Source organism: Granulicella sp. S190 (assembly GCF_009766095.1).
GTDB lineage: Bacteria > Acidobacteriota > Terriglobia > Terriglobales > Acidobacteriaceae > Edaphobacter.
Genome location: NZ_LMUD01000009.1, coordinates 279,264 through 294,644 on the forward strand (window position 1 = coordinate 279,264; position 15,381 = coordinate 294,644).

The window sequence follows — 15,381 nt, forward strand, 5'->3', positions numbered from 1 at the left end:
TGGTTGGGAGGGAGGTTTATCAGGCGATGACTTCGAAGGGGCGCATCATGTCGTTGGCTTCGTGCTCGAGGACGTGGCAGTGGTAGAGGTATTTTCCGGTGTAGCCTTCGAAACGGACGACGATGCGGGTGATCATGCCGGGAGGGCACTGCACGGTGTCCTTCCAGCCTTGTTCGCCCGGTTCGGGCGGGGTGGGCCCGGCGAGATAGCGTGTTCCCTGATTGTTGCGGTAGGCGAAGACGTCGAAGACACGGCGATCGAGGATTTGAAATCGCACCAGGTGCAGGTGCATGGGATGTGTGTCTTCGGTGAGGTTGACGAACTCCCAGATCTCGGTGGTGTTTAGCTTCGGAGTCTCTGTGACAGGCTCGTGCCAGTGCTTGCGGTTGAGCAGCATGAGCATGGAGTTGCCGATTCTGTCGTCATATTCGTTGAGGGTGATGGTACGGGTTGTGATTGCGGCGGACTCGGAGGTGCGGTCGACGGTGCGGAGCGCGGATGGAATGGAAGCTGCGGTGGAGATTCCATTTGGGGCGCGTAAAGATCGCGTCGATGGAGACGCTGAGGCGATTTCGCTGGACTTCGCGGCCACTCGAAATTCGAGGATCTGGACGGCGCCGTTGATGAGGTGAATGTACTGACCGGGGGCCTGGGAGAAGTCGATCAGGAGATCGACCCGTTCAGCCGGAGCAACCAGCAGGTTGGTGATTTTGACTGGTGCTGCGAGCAGGCCTTGGTCGGAGCCGATCTGATGGAAGGATTGCCGGTTGGTGAGGGACAGATTGAAGAAGCTGCTGTTGGCGACGTTCACGACGCGGAGGCGGTAGAGGCGCGGCTCAACTTCGAGATAGGGTCGGATCTTGCCGTTGAGGAGGATGCAGCTTCCGCCGAACTCGGGAACCCAGGGGTGTTCGGGGTCGCCAGAGTCGGGATAGTAGAGCTGTCCGTCAGTGGTGAACTGGCGATCGTAGATCTGGATAGGAAGCTCGTACTTGCCGGAGGGAAGGTTGAGCGTGTCCTCGGCGTCGTTACGTAGAAGCACCATGCCGAAGAGTCCGGCGTAGATGTTGAGGCGGTTGAGTCCCATGGCGTGGTCGTGATACCAGAGAGCGGTGGAGTCTTGTTGGAAGGGATAGGTGCAGGTGCGCGATTTTCCGGGGACAAACCAGTCTTCGGGCTGGCCGTCGTCTTTCGACGGAACACGGCCGCCGTGGAGGTGGACGCAGGCGCGGACATCCGGGATATCGCGGCCACAGCCGTGGAGGGAGTGGTCGATGGGAAGGAAGTGCCGGGTAGGAAGCTGATTGACCCACTGCACCTGGAGCTGCTGGTGGGTACGGACGTCGATGATGGGAGCGAGCGCTGTGGGGCCGTAGCTCCACATGCGGGTGGCCGGCACGTCACGATGAACCTTGGCGTGGATCTCGCGCATGGTAATACGAAGGCTGTGGGGATGAGCCGGTGAGATGGGACGGGCAGGTTCGGGGAGGGGTAGCTCATCGACGAACGGAGTCAGGGATAAACCGTTGATGGTAGGCAGGGGAGCCTTCGCAGCACTGGGCATGGTGGCCATGCCGGTGTTGGCTGGGTGATCGTGGTTCTGCATGATCTGTCTTGTGACGGCAACGGGTGGAGTGGCGAGAACACCGAGGGCAGAGAGTTGCTGAAGAATGGTGCGGCGGGTGGGGGACAAACGAACTCCATCTTGGCGCAGGGATTGCAGATTGAGAATAGAAAAGGGCGCACCCTGTGGGAGGTGCGCCCTTCAAGTTTAAGGATTGTTTGTGACTGTACTGTGAATATCGTGATTAGTTACCGGATGTGACCGCGCCGGTCGTGGGACTGAGAAGGACCACGTTGGGGTTGGGAGGGACGGTGCTAGAGAAGTTGAACATGTTCATGATACTTCCAGCGACCGCGTCAGAAGAGCCACCACCGATGCGAGTGCTCGACAGAAAGACATCCTCGATGAAGCGGGTGATGGAAGACTGGTCGGTCACGGTGTTATCGACGAAGTTCTTCTTAGCCCAAGGAGAGATGACCATCAGAGGAAGACGCGGACCATAGCCGCAGCGACCCTGTACCGGAGCGGTGGTGTTTACACCGCCAAGTGTAGGCGCCTTTGCGCAGAAACCAAGAGCGTCGGCGGTGGTTTGGGAGCCGTTGACGAAGTTGTTGAGGTGATCGTACCAACCGTCGGAGTCATCGTAGGCGATGATGATAGCGGTTGAAGACCAGAAGGACGACTTCTGGATCGCGTTGATCTCGTTGACGACGAAGGTCTGTTCGTCGAGTGGGTCGGAGTAGCCAGCGTGACCGTCCTGGTAGCCGGGGGCCTTGAGGAAGGTGACAGCGGGCATGTTGCCTGCAGCGAGCGCGGCGTTGAAGTCCAGGGTGTCGTACTGGTGATTGGCCTTGCCTGCGCCAGTTTCGGCGGAGGTGCCGATTGCAGCGACGGAGGCGGGACGGATGTGGGTCGGGTTTGCCGTGCTGGCGTAGTACTGGAAGGGCTGGTGGTGCGGGATATAGTCAGCTTTGAGCGGATTTCCCGGGATGTTGACGGCGCCAGTTGCGCGGCTGCCGGTCGCCTCACCTGCGAGGCATCCAGTGCCCGAACCGATGACACCGTTGGTGGTGGTATTGGTGAGGCTCAGGTTGAAACCACCCTCGAAGAAGCCCCATGAGATGCCGCCGGCGTTGAGTAGATCGCCGATATTCTTGCCGGTCATCTGGACGGTCGCACTGGAGGAGGAGCAGACGTCGTTGGCCGGATCTTCGTCTCCGATAAGAGTGAAGCCGCCTTGGCCGTCAGCGACGACTCCGGAGGCCGCACCCGGAAGGGTGACGACAGCGCCGTTAGTCTGGCCGGAGACAAGGTTGATCGCGCCTTGCGTAGAAGCGCCAAAGGTGGTGCCGAAGGAGTGGTCGTTCATTGAATAGTGCTGCGCGTAGTTCCACATCGCTGTGACCGTGTTGCCGTCAAAGTAGCCCATGGTGAGGGCGGTGGTGTTCGCGATGCCGGGGGCGGCGGTCTGGTTGGTCAGAGTGGTTCCGTCCGCGGTTCCGACGGAGAGCGGGAAGAGATCCATCTTACCGTCATCAAATGCCATCTGCTCGGGACCGTAGCTGTGGTCCTGGTCACCTGTGGCGGCCTGGTTGGGACCGAGGCGAAAGGGGTTCGCGGCCGAAGCGCCGTTACCGCCGGCAAGGTTCGGGTTGGCTGTGAGCAGGGTGGGGTTCGAGACATAGTTGTTGATATTGGTCGGGGTCGCGGGAAGTGGCGTGGTGCCTGCTGCCGCAGCCGCGACAGTCGCCGCAGTCGCTGGGGTGAAAGTGGTTCCACCAGTGTTGGCGGCGTTGGGGTAGGTGCCGAAGTAGTGGTCGAAGGAGATATTTTCGCCGAAGATGACGACGACGTGCTTGATGGCCGCCTGAGCTGTTGTCGGTGTCGGGGGGGCGGGCGGCGGAGTGGTGTTGGAGTTGCCATTGCCCGGAGGGGTGCTGACCGTTCCCTGGCCGCAGCCGCTGAGAATAAGGGTCGAGGACAGCGAAAGAGCGAGAAGTTTCCGAATCATTTTTGAGGCCTCAAAAGTTTGTGGAGATGCGGTGCTCCTTATTGTTAGGCGTGGAAGTGGCTGGCTTTGTGAATTGAAGTTGAATGGCAGATGAATTAATGGAGTGTGACTGAGCGAATGGGCAGGTATGACCGTCTGGCAGAGGGTTCGGTAGGCTCATACCGGTGGCCTCTTACAATGGAAGGAATGGGATTTTCGTTTGAAGTAGACAAGACAGCAGAGGGTGGCGGGCGAAGGGGGCGGCTGAGGCTGGCGCATGGGGTGGTGGAGACGCCGGTGTTTATGCCGGTGGGTACGGCGGCGAGCGTGAAGGCGGTGCCGCAGAGTCTGCTGGAGGAGATCGGCGCGGGTGGGAAGGGAGCGCAGATCATCCTGGCGAATACTTATCATCTTTATCTAAGGCCTGGGCATGAGCTGGTGCGGCGGATGGGGGGGGTGCATCGGTTCATGAGCTGGGAGCGTCCGATGCTGACCGATTCGGGTGGTTTCCAGGTATTCAGTTTGAGCAAGCTGCGGAAGATTACGCCGGAGGGAGTGGAGTTTCGCTCGCACCTGGATGGGAGCAAGCACTTCTTTTCGCCGGAGCACTCGATGGACGTGCAGATTGCGCTGGGGGCCGATATTGCGATGGTCTTCGATGAGTGCGTGGAGACTCCGGCGACCTGGGAACGGACGCGCGAGTCGATGGGGTTGACACATGCGTGGGCGCAGCGGTCGAAGGATCACTTTGAGTTACATAAACATTCGGTGCCGTGGTCGCAGGCGGTGGGGGATGCGTTTGAGGGCAAGACGCAGAGCCTGTTCGGGATTGTGCAGGGTGGGATGTATGCGGATTTGAGGAAGGAGTCGGCGGAGCGGCTGGTGGAGATGGATCTGCCGGGATATGCGATTGGAGGGCTGGCAGTGGGGGAGCCGAGGGAGGTGACGCGGGAGATGATCGCGCGGACGCTGGAGCATCTGCCCAAGGACAAGCCGCGGTATGTGATGGGGGTGGGGTACCCGGATGAGATCGAAGAGTATGCGCGGATGGGTGTGGACATGATGGATTGCGTGCTGCCGACGCGGGCTGGGCGGCATGGGCTGCTGTTTACGTCTGAGGGAAGGCTGAATATCAAGAAGAAGGAGTACGCGGAGGATCAGGGGCCGATCGATGCGTCGTGCGGGTGCATGGTGTGCGGGCGATATACGCGGGCTTACCTGCGGCACCTGTTTGCGTCGGGTGAGCCGTTGAGCGCGGTGCTGAACAGTGTTCACAATATCGCGTTTTATCTGGATACGATGGAACGGGTAAGAGGGGACCTGGCTGGAACGGGCGAGGCTAGTTGAGGGTGTTTCGCACATAGATTCGGTAGCCGAGAGGCTTTGAGGGGCTGCTGCCTGCATTGACCATGTGCGGGGGGATCCGTTCGACGTCGAGGTGGTAGTTGGTTTTAAGGTAGTCGTTGAACTGGGGCCAGCGGCTCATCTTTTGATATTTGTAGCCGGGGTGCTCGGGCCACGCCTCGCAGTCGTTGCTGGAGACGACGAAGACGGTGGGAGGATTGCTGGTGATCTGCTGCCAGAACTGTTGGCGGACGCGATCGCGCTCGGCAATGGGCTGGAGGGAGAAGAGGTAACAGTCGTAGAGGTGGCCGGTGGATTGGACGAGTCTCATGTTGTAGAGGGCGGGGGGGCAGCCGTCTGAGACGTCGAGGCACTGCACTTTGCCGGAGAGCGCCGGGCCGCCGAGGCGGGTGAGGTCAGCGCGAAGCATAGTGTCGAACTCCTGATTGCGCCAGTCCTGCCAGAGTGCGTGCGCGGTCGATCCGCCTCCAATGACGAAGACGCCTACGATGATGCCCAGGAGCGCAAGGCGTGGAAGGAGAGAGTCAGGCACGGCAAAGCGGAGGGGCGAAGCCGGTGGCGTGGGTGGGAGAACGGTGGTGAAGTCGATAGCGATGAGCAGAAGAAGGAACGCCTCGGACGGGTAGCGGTGGTAGGGGTAGCCTCGCTTTTGCACATAGAAGGACATGAATCCGAAGAGAACGGCAACGACCAGGGCTGCACGCTCCCAGGTGAGCCAGTCTTTTTTAAGAAGGACGATGGGTAGCCACAGGAGCACGATGGGAAGCATCACGGAGGAGAGGAGGTGGGCGAGGAGATGGCCGGAGGTTCGTGTGCCGAGGCGAAGTAAGTAGGGGACGAGTTGGAATACGGTGTGGAGAAAGTCAGGAAGGACGTGATGGTGGTAGAGCCAGGCGGCGGTGAGGACGACGGGGACGAGAAGACCGAGTAGTCCGCCGAGTGTGTGGGCCAGGAAGGGGCGGCCTCGGCGGCGAAGGGCGACGGCTTCGAGGCACAGAACGCAGGGGACCAGAAGGAGGATGGATGGTTTGACTGTGACGGCAACTCCGCAGAAGAATCCGAATAGGGTAGTAGCCCAAGGCTTTGTAGCTTCGGCTTGGTGGACTCGGAGGCCGGTGAAGAGGAAGGCGTAGGCGATGAGGAGGGCGACTGCCATGGTGAGGTCGCGCTGGCCTAGGTCGATAAGGCCGTCGCGGCCGTGGATGAGGGCAAAGAGCGATGCTGCGAAGAGTCCGGCGAACCAGCTGTAAGGTTTGCATAGGACAAACATGGAGACCGCAGCGGTGGCGAGGAGAAAGAGATCGAAGAGTCGCCACGTCAGCGAGTTGCCGCCAAAGAAGTGCATCACTGCGCCCTCGATCAGGAGCGTGGTGGGCATGTTGGGGTCGATGATGTCGCGGTAGGGCGCCATGCCGTGATCCATAAGGAAGACGATGTAGTGCATGAGCGCGGCGTCGCCCATGAGGGGCCAGTGCCAGGTGCGGAGGACGAAGAGGAAGAGACATCCCAGGAGGAATATCGTTGAGATTGTCCTGGTGGTGGCGTAGAGCCGATCCGACATTTGCTTGAGCTGCTCCTGTTCGCCGTTGCGGGTGGCGGCGAAGAGTTTATTAGAACATTTGTGAAGGACGGTCAGGCGAGGCGGAGGGAGTCGTGGTCTTGCCCAAGTTGCAGGCAAAGGGCTTCGATGACGAGATTGTGGTCTTCGCGCTGGGGCAGGCCGGAGACGGTGATGCAGCCGAGGACGCCTGCCCCGGTGACGTGGATTGGAAAGCAGCCCCCGTGTGCGGCGTAGTCGGCGTCGGGAAGGTGGAAGCGTTCGCTGAAGGTGCGTTTGGTCTGCTCCAGTTCGAGGCCGATGGCGTAGGAGCTGCGATGGAACCGGGCGACCACGTTCGATTTCCGCTGCACCCAGCGGGCGTTGTCGGGAGTAGTGCCGGTGAGGGCGGTATAGAAGAGCTGCTGATGCGGCTGGCCGAAGCGGCGGATGTCGATGACCACAGACTGTTTGCGGGAGATGGCCAGCTCGCGGAGGCTGAGACCGAGGCGCCAGGCGGTGTCGTAGTCGAAGGTGGGGAGGCGGAGCGTCGCCTCTTGACGGGCGATGGCGGCGAGGTCTTCGGGGATCGGCATGGGTCTGCTCCTTTTTGTTGGTGTCGGGGTCGAGTCAAACGACAGGATGCAGACAGTTTATGGGATTGCCTGCCAAATTGAGTGCTGGGGTGGCAGAGGGGCGTAGGCTGTTTGGAGATTTTTCGAGCGAGGTGACAGGAGACGGCAGCAGACTATCGACGCATTGCGCAGAGTATGCCTGGGGCGTCCGGGGCGATAAAGATGGCCTGGAGACGGCGTTCGGCGAAGGGATGAGTGGGGTCTGCGCCTTGACAGTGTCGAGCGGTTACGCGATGCTTAGGGGCTAGGCACACTTTTCGCGCAGTTAGCAAAGCTGCGTCCAGTAGAGCACGCTTGCCTGCCGTTATGCGGGCGGTTGCCAGAGAAGACTGAGTTGTCGAACGGAGCTTTGATTGATTTTTGCAATGTGGTTGCAGAGTGCGATGGGCGGACTGGGAAATCTAAGCAGTCTTGCACTACCGATACTGTTCTTTGTGGTGCTTTACTTTTTGATGATCGCGCCGAACCAGAGGAAGCAAAAAAAGTGGCAGGAGATGCTGGGCCAGTTGAAGTCCGGCGACCGCGTCACCACCAACGGCGGTATCCGCGGCACGGTTCTTACCGTGAAGGACGATCTGGTGATTCTTAAAGTTCAACCGGATGGCGTGAAGCTTGAGTTCGTCAAGAGCGCGATTGCCGCGGTTACGACTGACGAACAGGCTGCCTAGAAGGAAGATTCAAGCAAAGCAGGTTCGATTTCGCTGTATCAGGCTGGCTGTATCAAATTTAGAAGCAGGCACGTTGAGATTGAACCGTTATCTACGGATGAGGAAGAGATGAGGATTGCGGCGGCGGCGTGAAAGTAAGTACTGCGGCTGCATCCTTCAATAAAGATCATGGGCAAGAATCTGGCCGGGAAATCGGCATTCATCGTTGCGGTACTAGTGATCTTCTGTTTCGGCATTGTGGGCATTCCCCATGGCGGGCTCACGCAGTCGATTAAAGATCGTATCCACCTAGGGCTGGACCTTAAGGGCGGCACTCACCTGGTGCTCGAAGTCCACGTCGCAGAGGCAGTTGCATCGGCTACGGACCGCGATGTGGCGCGTCTTGAGGGCGATCTGCAGAAAGCCGGCATTACCGGCGCGGTTGTGGGCAAGACAGACCCGACGCGACCACAGACGATTATCGTCTCGGGGGTTCCGGCGGCGAAGTTGAGCGACGCTCGTGGCGTGCTGCAGGGCAATGACTATTCGACCTACGACGTCGCAACCACGCCGGACGGAAACTCTTCGTTGACGATGAAGGTGGGCGCGATTCGTGATCTGGAGACGCGCACGCTGGATACGTCGATTGAGACGATTCGCGAGCGCATCGACAAGCTGGGCGTCAGCGAACCTGTCATTCAGAAGTATGGGCTGGGCGAGAACCAGATCCTGGTGGAGTTGCCGGGAGTGGACGATCCAGCGCGAGTGGAAGATATTATCCAGTCGACCGCGAAGCTTTCGATTCATGCGGTGACGGGTGGACCCTATGACAGCGACCAGGCGGCGCTGCAGGCGAACGGCGGAGTGATTCCTGCGGATTCGATGCTGGTCCATGGATCGGCTTCTGCTGGATCGCCGGATCAGATCTTCCTGCTGAAGCGGGTGAGCGAGGTGGAAGGTACGGACTTTCGCGATGCTCAGCCGGGGCAGGATCAGAACGGCCGGCCGAACATTCGCTTCAACCTGACGACGGAGGCGGGCGACCGCTTCTACAAGTACACCGAGGCACATACGGCTTCGAGCGCGACGCCGGGTTCGATGGCGATCCTGCTGGACAACAAGGTTCGCGAGGTCGCGGGGATTCAGTCGGCGATACGCGACAGCGGCGAGATCACCGGCGCGTTTACGCAGCAGCAGGCGAATGATCTTTCGCTGATGTTGCGCACGGGCGCGTTGCCGGCCTCGATCTCTTACCTTGAGACGCGGACGGTTGGGCCGAGCCTTGGCGCCGCTTCGATTCACCAGGGCGTGGTCGCTGCGATTGCGGGCATGCTGGCGGTGATGGTGTTCATGCTGGTGTACTATCGCGGCGCGGGCATCAATGCGGATCTGGCGCTGATTCTGAACCTGGTGATCCTGCTTGGGTTCATGGGCTTCACCGGCTCGACGCTGACACTGCCTGGCATTGCGGGTGTGATCCTTACCATCGGTATGGGCGTTGACTCCAACGTGCTGATCTTCGAGCGCATTCGCGAGGAGCTGCGTGCCGGAAAGACGGCGGCTGCGGCGGTGCAGCAGGGGTTTGCGCATGCATGGGTGACGATCATCGATACCCACGTGACGACCATCGTTTCGGCGATGATCCTGTTCCTGTTCGGTTCGGGACCGGTTCGCGGGTTTGCGGTGACGCTGGCCTTCGGTCTGTTTGCCAATCTGTTTACCGCGGTGCTGGTCTCTCGCGTGATCTTCGATGCGATTCTGCAGAAGAAAGAACGCGGTGCGGCACTGTCTATTTGAAGTTCTCAGTTGTCCGTTCTCAGCTGTCAGATGTAGAGCGGATCGCTTTGTAATGCGGGACTGAAAACTAATAACTGATTACTGACAACTGGAGTAAAGCGTGAGCTTGGAACTGTTTAAAACTACGAATATCGATTGGCTCGGGAAGAAGTGGTATTTCCTTGGGTTTTCCCTAATTTTTTCTGTTGCAGGACTGCTCAGCATCCTCTTCTGGCATCACATTCCGCTAGGAGTTGACTTCAAGGGAGGCACCCAGATTCGCGTGGCCTTTGATCAGACTCCGAATGAGGATCACATTCGACAGGCGATGGATCGCTCTGGCGTTCATGATGCCCGGATTCAGCGAGTCAGCGATCCCAGCGGCCATGCGGCCAACAAGGTGATCATTGCTCTGCCGGAGTCGACGGCGAGCGACCAGTCGCACGACGCGGGCCGCAAGAGTGTCGAGGGCGCTTTGAGCGCCAACTATCACGACTCCGCATTCACGATTGAGCAGGAGGAGATTGTGGGGCCGACGGCGGGCAAGCAGCTGCAGAAGCAGGCCTGGCTGGCGACCTTGTACTCGTTGATTGGAATGCTGATCTATCTCTGGTTCCGATTCGAGCTGATCTACGGCGTAGCGGCGGTTGTTGCGGTGTTTCATGATACGTTGATTACGGTTGGCGCGTTTAGTTTGACGAATCAGGAGATTACGCTTACCGTAATCGCAGCAATCCTGACATTGATTGGTTATTCGATGAACGACACTATCGTCGTCTTCGACCGCATTCGCGAAAACCTGGCGTTATCGCGGAGGGAGTCGCTGCATGATGTCGTCAACAGAAGCATCAATCAGACGCTGAGTCGAACGGTGATCTCGTCTGGCCTTACCTTCCTGACGGTGCTGTCGTTGTACCTGTTTGGCGGCGAGGTGCTGCACGGGTTTTCTTTCGCCCTTGTGATTGGGATTCTGATTGGAACCTATTCGTCGATCGCTGTGGCGGCACCGATGCTGGTGGCGTACCAGGACTGGCGGGTAAGCAAAGGCAAGTCGGTAACACTACCTGCGGGGAAACGCGCGAGGGTGTAGAGATCGGCTCTTCTGCCGATGGAATAACCTGGGCGATTCTTAACCCGGGAACAAAATGAAGCAACGTGGTGTCTAAAGAAAAATAGCTCTTCTTCACAGTAAAGAGGCTGCATATGTTCGAATCCTCGTTGATGGAATCCGGCGGCCAGATCAAGACCAAATCCAAGTACTGGATGATTGGGACCTTTGTCTTCAATGGCGCGATCCTGGCAACCATGATCCTTATTCCGCTGCTGTATCCGGAGGCTTTGCCGAAGACGGCAATGACTGCGATGCTGACAGCGCCGCCTCCACCCCCACCTCCACCACCCCCGCCACCCCCGCAGCAGATCGTGAAGCCGATCAAGATGGTCTCTGAGATCGATGCCGGCCTTCATGCTCCAACCAAGATTCCCAAAGACATTAAGATGCTGAAGGAAGATGCTGCTCCTCCTCCTCAGGTCGCCGGCGTTGCCGGAATGGCCGGGATGGGTAGTGGAAGCGGCGTCCCAGGCGGCGTGATGGGTGGTATCGGCACTGCGCCGACGCCGGTCGTCAAGGTTGCCCCCCCGAAGGGACCGCAGCGAGTTTCGAGCGGTGTTGTGGCCGGTAACAAGCTTTCGGGCTCGAATCCGGTCTATCCGCCAATCGCTCGTGCTGCTCACGTGTCGGGTGCTGTAGTTCTTCATGCGGTGATCTCGAAGTCGGGCTCGATTGAAAAGCTGGAGGTTATCAGCGGTCCTGAGATGCTGAGATCGAGTGCTGTGTCAGCGGTTCAAGGATGGCGATATAAGCCGTACTTCCTCAATGGTGAGCCGACCGAGGTGGATACGCAGATCACGGTCAACTTCAACTTCGGCGGCGGCTAGACCAAGGCTGATCACGCAACGACGTCTCTCGCGGGTCTCCCAAAGGTGTCGAACTTTTGGGGGATTCCCGGGTAAAGATTCTGAAAGTTAGAGTTCTATCAGGAGGAAATATTCCAGTGATTCTCGCTCATCTCGCAACAACCTTCGCTCATGTTCCCGCTGCCCTCGCCCTGTACTTTGAAGAGGCGCAGGTCAGCTTCAGTGTTATGGGTCTCTGGTCCAATATGGGCTGGCTGGCTCGTTGCGTCGTTATCTTCCTCTTCATCATGTCGATCTGGTCGCTCGCTGTGATCATCGACCGTGCGCTTTACTTTTCGGCAGCCCGCAAGCAGTCGCGTGAGTTTGCTCCCAAGGTAGCGGGTGCATTGAAGGATGGTCGTCTTGATGAGGCGATCAAAGTTGCAGATCGCTCCAAGAAGTCGCACCTTGCAGAGGTTGTCACTGCTGGTCTCCAGGAGTTCCGCAGCTTTGGTTCAGGCGGCAACATCACGGAAGAGCAGATCGAAAGCTCGAAGCGCGCTCTCGAGCGTTCTGAAGCAATCGTGCATGCCAAGCTGAAGCGCGGCTTGGGCGGTTTGGCCACGATCGGTTCGACAGCACCGTTTATCGGTCTGTTCGGTACCGTGGTCGGTATTTTGAACGCCTTCCAACAGATTGCAACGCAGAAGACGTCCGGTATCGGCGCGGTCGCCGGCGGTATCTCGGAGGCTCTCGTGACGACCGCGTTCGGTCTGCTCGTCGCTATCCCGGCCGTTATGACGTTCAACTACTTCACCGGTAAGGTCGAAGCATTTGACGTCGAGATGGATAACAGCTCGAGCGAACTGGTCGACTACTTCATCAAGCAGAGCCATCGGTAAGACTTCAGTCCTGAACGCGTAATCAAGCAGCAGCACTCTGCGGGAATCACAACTCTGACAGCTCCCGGACACCGCCAGCGAACGGTGCCCGGGCAGCTGACGGATATCGCAGGGAGAGAAAATACAGCAACCGGACGGAGCATACGTTATGGGTATTAATAAGAGGGATGAGGGCAAGAAGGTCAACTCCAACATCAACGTGACGCCGATGGTGGACGTGATGCTGGTGTTGTTGATCATCTTCATGGTCATCACCCCCATGCTGAACAACAAGGTCAACGTAGATCTGCCGAAGGCTGATGCCGCGGTGGTGATGGAAGACGCCAATAAAGAAGACGCGGTGGTTGTTGCGGTTACACGCGACGGCAGAACATTTCTCGGCGGCGATCAGGTGACCCTGGATGATCTCGGTCCCAAGGTCGCAGCGAAGCTGGAGAACAAGACCAGCAAAGAAGTTTTCATGCGCGCTGACATCCGGGCCAACTACGGCAAGGTAATGGATGCGGTCGATGGAATCCGGTCCGCGGGGGTCAGCCAGCTTGGCCTGCTCACCGAGAGAACAGACGACAGTTCGACGACGACAACGAAGAAGTAGTTAGGTAAGAAGCCGGACTCGCATCTTCTGGAGCGGTTTGAGTGTTAGAGGAGATTGCTATGGGAATGGGTGGTGGAAATACTGGCGGAGCGGTTTCCGAGATCAACGTAACCCCGCTTATCGACGTGCTTCTGGTACTTCTGATCATCTTCATGGTCATCGTGCCGGTGACGCCTCGAGGGTTGGAGACACTGGTTCCTCAACCGCCTAAGGATCACAAGGAAGAGCCGCAAAACGATCGCACGATCGTTGTGCAGGTTCAGTCGAACGGCGCTGCTGCACCGGCTTATAAGATCAACGATACTTCGTTCAACAAGACGGATTTGGAGCCAAAACTTGCTGAGATCTTTGCTACCCGGCAGGAGAAGGTAATGTTCGTCAAAGGAGACAAAGATCTTGATTTCAGCAAGGTCGCTGAAGTTATCGATTTTGGTCATCAGGCTGGAGTAGACAACATCGGTCTCATTACCCCCCGGGTCGAAGCGGGACAGTAAATTAGGAACGAAAGTTTCTACAGGCGGCAAGCCCTATGTGGGCCTGCCGCCTGTATGTTTTTTTGCAAGGCGCAAAATCGACCGAAGGCTCCAGAATCGTCGCAGGAGCCAAGATGGGTAGTATCCATCTTCCAGCAACGGGATCTGTGAAGGTCTGTTTTGAGATGAGGGATAATCACCAAAGAGTGAAAAGATGGAGTAATCGCTGCTGCTTTGGAGCCGTCGGGTGGGCGTATAGTTTAGCCACTTTTGTTTAAGTTCCGGCAGGCGTTCGGGCGTCCAGAGGCATCGAACCTTGAAAGAAGTACTTGGATCTATGCAGAAGCTCTATGGTTGTAGTACAAAAGACCGACTGTTCTCCCTTTTAAGGAAGGGAAAGAAAGCTGCCCTAGTCACGTTTGGAGATATACCATTACAATCAATCGAAAGCCGAAACTTGGTTAGATTGTTTTCCCTGGTCTCTGCAATAGAAACTCGCGCCCAATTTTGAAGGAGATGATTCGCCCAATGAAATTCACCGCACGGATTCCGGTTACGGCTGCTTTGCTGACGCTGCTGCTTCTCACTGCAACCGGCTGCAATGTTTTAAAGTCGCGGGACCAGCTAACCAAGGGCGTGCAGGCATTTAAAAACGCACGCTACGAGGAGGCGACTAATCACTTTCAAAATGCCATTGCCTTAGACCCAAAGTCAGAGGTCGCCAAGCTCTATCTAGCAACGGCATACTCCTATCAGGTTGTGCCAAATCTGGATACGCCAGAAAACCTGGCGATCGCGCAAAAGGCATTGGACGGCTTCAACGCAGTTCTGGAGAAAAACCCAAACGATCTGACAGCGCTGAAACAGATCGCCTCAATCAACCGTAATATCAAGAAATTTGATGCGGCAAAAGAGTATGAGAAAAAGGTCATTGCGCTTTCTCCAGATGATCCGGAGGCCTACTACACGGTGGGTTTCGTGGACTGGACGCTGGCCTATAAGAATGCGATTACGATTCTTGCTGCGGACGGGCTGACGGATCAGGGCGATGGGAATCCCAAGAAGAGCAAGGGCGCTTGCCAGAAGCTGCAGGCTGCAAACACTGAGCTGGTCAATGAAGGGCTGCAGTTTCTCAATAAGGCCGTGGAGCTGAACCCGACCTATGATGACGCCATGCAGTATCTGCAATTGACCTACCGCCGCAAAGCAGATCTGGAGTGCGGAGACGAAGCGGCTCGCAAGGCTGATATGGCTCAGGTTGACTCGTGGATCCAGAAGGCTATGGGTGCCCGTAAGGAAAATGAGCTGAAGAAGGAAAAGGCAACGCAAGGCGGCGTTTCGATGCAGTAAGCTGCCGTCGTCTGTTGTTGTAGTGCAGGAGGTCTCCCTTGATGGGAGGCCTCTTCTGCGTAGGGAGGAGCTTAGTGTCGTGGAGGCGATTGTCGTCTGCGATAGAATGGCCGCTTGCGACGGTCGATAAAAAAAGTGTTGATTGCGAATCGCGGCGAGATTGCGCTGCGGGTGATTCGTGCGTGCCGGGAGGTGGGGGTTGCCACGGTGGCGGTTTACTCGGATGCCGACCGGGGGGCATTACATGTGTTGCAGGCGGATGAGGCGTACCGGCTTGGGCCAGCTCCTGCGGCAGAGAGCTATCTGCGGGGTGAGTTGATCCTGGAGGTGGCGCGACGGTCGGGAGCGGATGCGGTGCACCCGGGGTATGGGTTCCTGTCGGAGAATGCGGAGTTCGCGGAGGCATGTGCTGCAGCGGGGGTGACGTTCATCGGGCCGCCGGCGAGTGCGATGCGGGTGTTGGGGTCGAAGACCAAGGCGCGGCAGGCGGCGGATGCGGCGGGGATGCCCCGTGTTCCAGGGAGTGTAACAGGGTTGGCCGATGTGGCCGAGGCGCTGCACGTGGCGGCGGGGATTGGGTACCCGGTGATGCTGAAGGCCGCGGCGGGCGGCGGCGGGGAGGGCATGCGGGCGGTGACGCGGGCGGAGGAT

Annotated in this window: 15 protein-coding genes; 11 read left to right on the forward strand and 4 right to left on the reverse strand. The window is 58.1% G+C overall.

Going from position 1 to position 15,381, the window contains the following annotated elements; translation table 11 throughout:
• Positions 1-19: 19 nt before the first annotated feature.
• Positions 20-1,693: a multicopper oxidase family protein gene (locus tag GSQ94_RS05020; protein WP_254063659.1), complete on the reverse strand. Its 1,674-nt coding sequence runs from the start codon at positions 1,691-1,693 to the stop codon at positions 20-22.
• Positions 1,694-1,808: 115 nt separating this feature from the next.
• Positions 1,809-3,575 (reverse strand): phospholipase C, encoded by a 1,767-nt coding sequence (locus tag GSQ94_RS05025; protein WP_158942214.1) that lies wholly within the window; start codon positions 3,573-3,575, stop codon positions 1,809-1,811.
• 186 nt (positions 3,576-3,761) lie between these two features.
• Between GSQ94_RS05025 and tgt the strand changes: the two genes are divergently transcribed.
• Positions 3,762-4,901, forward strand: coding sequence for a tRNA guanosine(34) transglycosylase Tgt (gene tgt / locus GSQ94_RS05030; protein WP_158942215.1), 1,140 nt, complete (start codon positions 3,762-3,764; stop codon positions 4,899-4,901).
• Here the strand turns inward: tgt and GSQ94_RS05035 are convergent.
• Positions 4,894-6,480 (reverse strand): hypothetical protein, encoded by a 1,587-nt coding sequence (locus tag GSQ94_RS05035; RefSeq protein WP_158942216.1) that lies wholly within the window; start codon positions 6,478-6,480, stop codon positions 4,894-4,896. The two genes, tgt and GSQ94_RS05035, sit on opposite strands and share 8 nt — an antisense overlap.
• A gap of 71 nt (positions 6,481-6,551) precedes the next feature.
• On the reverse strand, positions 6,552-7,052 hold the full coding sequence (locus GSQ94_RS05040; protein ID WP_158942217.1) for a heme-degrading domain-containing protein: 501 nt from the start codon (positions 7,050-7,052) through the stop codon (positions 6,552-6,554).
• A gap of 59 nt (positions 7,053-7,111) precedes the next feature.
• On the opposite strand from GSQ94_RS05040, the gene GSQ94_RS05045 reads away from it, so the two are divergent.
• The 10 genes from GSQ94_RS05045 to GSQ94_RS21275 all read left to right on the forward strand — a co-directional run.
• A complete protein-coding gene (locus tag GSQ94_RS05045; RefSeq protein ID WP_158942218.1) occupies positions 7,112-7,339 on the forward strand; it encodes a hypothetical protein in 228 nt (75 codons plus the stop codon).
• Between the two features lie 108 nt (positions 7,340-7,447).
• Positions 7,448-7,759, forward strand: a complete 312-nt coding sequence (gene yajC, locus GSQ94_RS05050) for a preprotein translocase subunit YajC (RefSeq protein ID WP_158942517.1) — start codon at positions 7,448-7,450, stop codon at positions 7,757-7,759.
• A 168-nt stretch (positions 7,760-7,927) separates the two neighbouring features.
• Positions 7,928-9,535, forward strand: coding sequence for a protein translocase subunit SecD (gene secD, locus GSQ94_RS05055; RefSeq protein ID WP_158942219.1), 1,608 nt, complete (start codon positions 7,928-7,930; stop codon positions 9,533-9,535).
• A 106-nt stretch (positions 9,536-9,641) separates the two neighbouring features.
• Entirely contained in the window at positions 9,642-10,604 is a 963-nt protein-coding gene (gene secF, locus GSQ94_RS05060) for a protein translocase subunit SecF (protein ID WP_158942518.1), read from the forward strand.
• Positions 10,605-10,717: 113 nt separating this feature from the next.
• On the forward strand, positions 10,718-11,452 hold the full coding sequence (locus GSQ94_RS05065) for an energy transducer TonB (RefSeq protein ID WP_158942220.1): 735 nt from the start codon (positions 10,718-10,720) through the stop codon (positions 11,450-11,452).
• A 116-nt stretch (positions 11,453-11,568) separates the two neighbouring features.
• Complete coding sequence (locus GSQ94_RS05070; RefSeq protein WP_158942221.1) at positions 11,569-12,312, forward strand: MotA/TolQ/ExbB proton channel family protein; 744 nt, start codon at positions 11,569-11,571, stop codon at positions 12,310-12,312.
• Between the two features lie 148 nt (positions 12,313-12,460).
• Positions 12,461-12,907 carry an ExbD/TolR family protein gene (locus GSQ94_RS05075; protein ID WP_158942222.1) on the forward strand — a complete coding sequence of 149 codons (447 nt, stop codon included), beginning with the start codon at positions 12,461-12,463 and terminating at the stop codon, positions 12,905-12,907.
• 59 nt (positions 12,908-12,966) lie between these two features.
• Positions 12,967-13,401: a biopolymer transporter ExbD gene (locus tag GSQ94_RS05080; RefSeq protein WP_158942519.1), complete on the forward strand. Its 435-nt coding sequence runs from the start codon at positions 12,967-12,969 to the stop codon at positions 13,399-13,401.
• Between the two features lie 507 nt (positions 13,402-13,908).
• The gene (locus GSQ94_RS05085) at positions 13,909-14,730 is read left to right on the forward strand and encodes a hypothetical protein (RefSeq protein ID WP_158942223.1); all 822 of its coding nucleotides are present in this window, start codon (positions 13,909-13,911) and stop codon (positions 14,728-14,730) included.
• 114 nt (positions 14,731-14,844) lie between these two features.
• Positions 14,845-15,381 (forward strand): biotin carboxylase N-terminal domain-containing protein (locus GSQ94_RS21275; protein WP_305794711.1); only part of this gene is annotated, 537 nt, incomplete at its 3' end.

What these genes read in the sequence shown, in the direction of transcription:
- GSQ94_RS05025 (WP_158942214.1), bottom strand. Translation starts at nt 3,575, where the DNA reads ATGATTCGGAAACTTCTCGCTCTTTCGCTGTCCTCGACCCTTATTCTC.
- tgt (WP_158942215.1), top strand. Translation starts at nt 3,762, where the DNA reads ATGGGATTTTCGTTTGAAGTAGACAAGACAGCAGAGGGTGGCGGGCGA.
- GSQ94_RS05035 (WP_158942216.1), bottom strand. Translation starts at nt 6,480, where the DNA reads ATGTCGGATCGGCTCTACGCCACCACCAGGACAATCTCAACGATATTC.
- GSQ94_RS05040 (WP_158942217.1), bottom strand. Translation starts at nt 7,052, where the DNA reads ATGCCGATCCCCGAAGACCTCGCCGCCATCGCCCGTCAAGAGGCGACG.
- GSQ94_RS05045 (WP_158942218.1), top strand. Translation starts at nt 7,112, where the DNA reads ATGGGATTGCCTGCCAAATTGAGTGCTGGGGTGGCAGAGGGGCGTAGG.
- secD (WP_158942219.1), top strand. Translation starts at nt 7,928, where the DNA reads ATGGGCAAGAATCTGGCCGGGAAATCGGCATTCATCGTTGCGGTACTA.
- GSQ94_RS05065 (WP_158942220.1), top strand. Translation starts at nt 10,718, where the DNA reads ATGTTCGAATCCTCGTTGATGGAATCCGGCGGCCAGATCAAGACCAAA.
- GSQ94_RS05075 (WP_158942222.1), top strand. Translation starts at nt 12,461, where the DNA reads ATGGGTATTAATAAGAGGGATGAGGGCAAGAAGGTCAACTCCAACATC.
- GSQ94_RS05080 (WP_158942519.1), top strand. Translation starts at nt 12,967, where the DNA reads ATGGGAATGGGTGGTGGAAATACTGGCGGAGCGGTTTCCGAGATCAAC.
- GSQ94_RS05085 (WP_158942223.1), top strand. Translation starts at nt 13,909, where the DNA reads ATGAAATTCACCGCACGGATTCCGGTTACGGCTGCTTTGCTGACGCTG.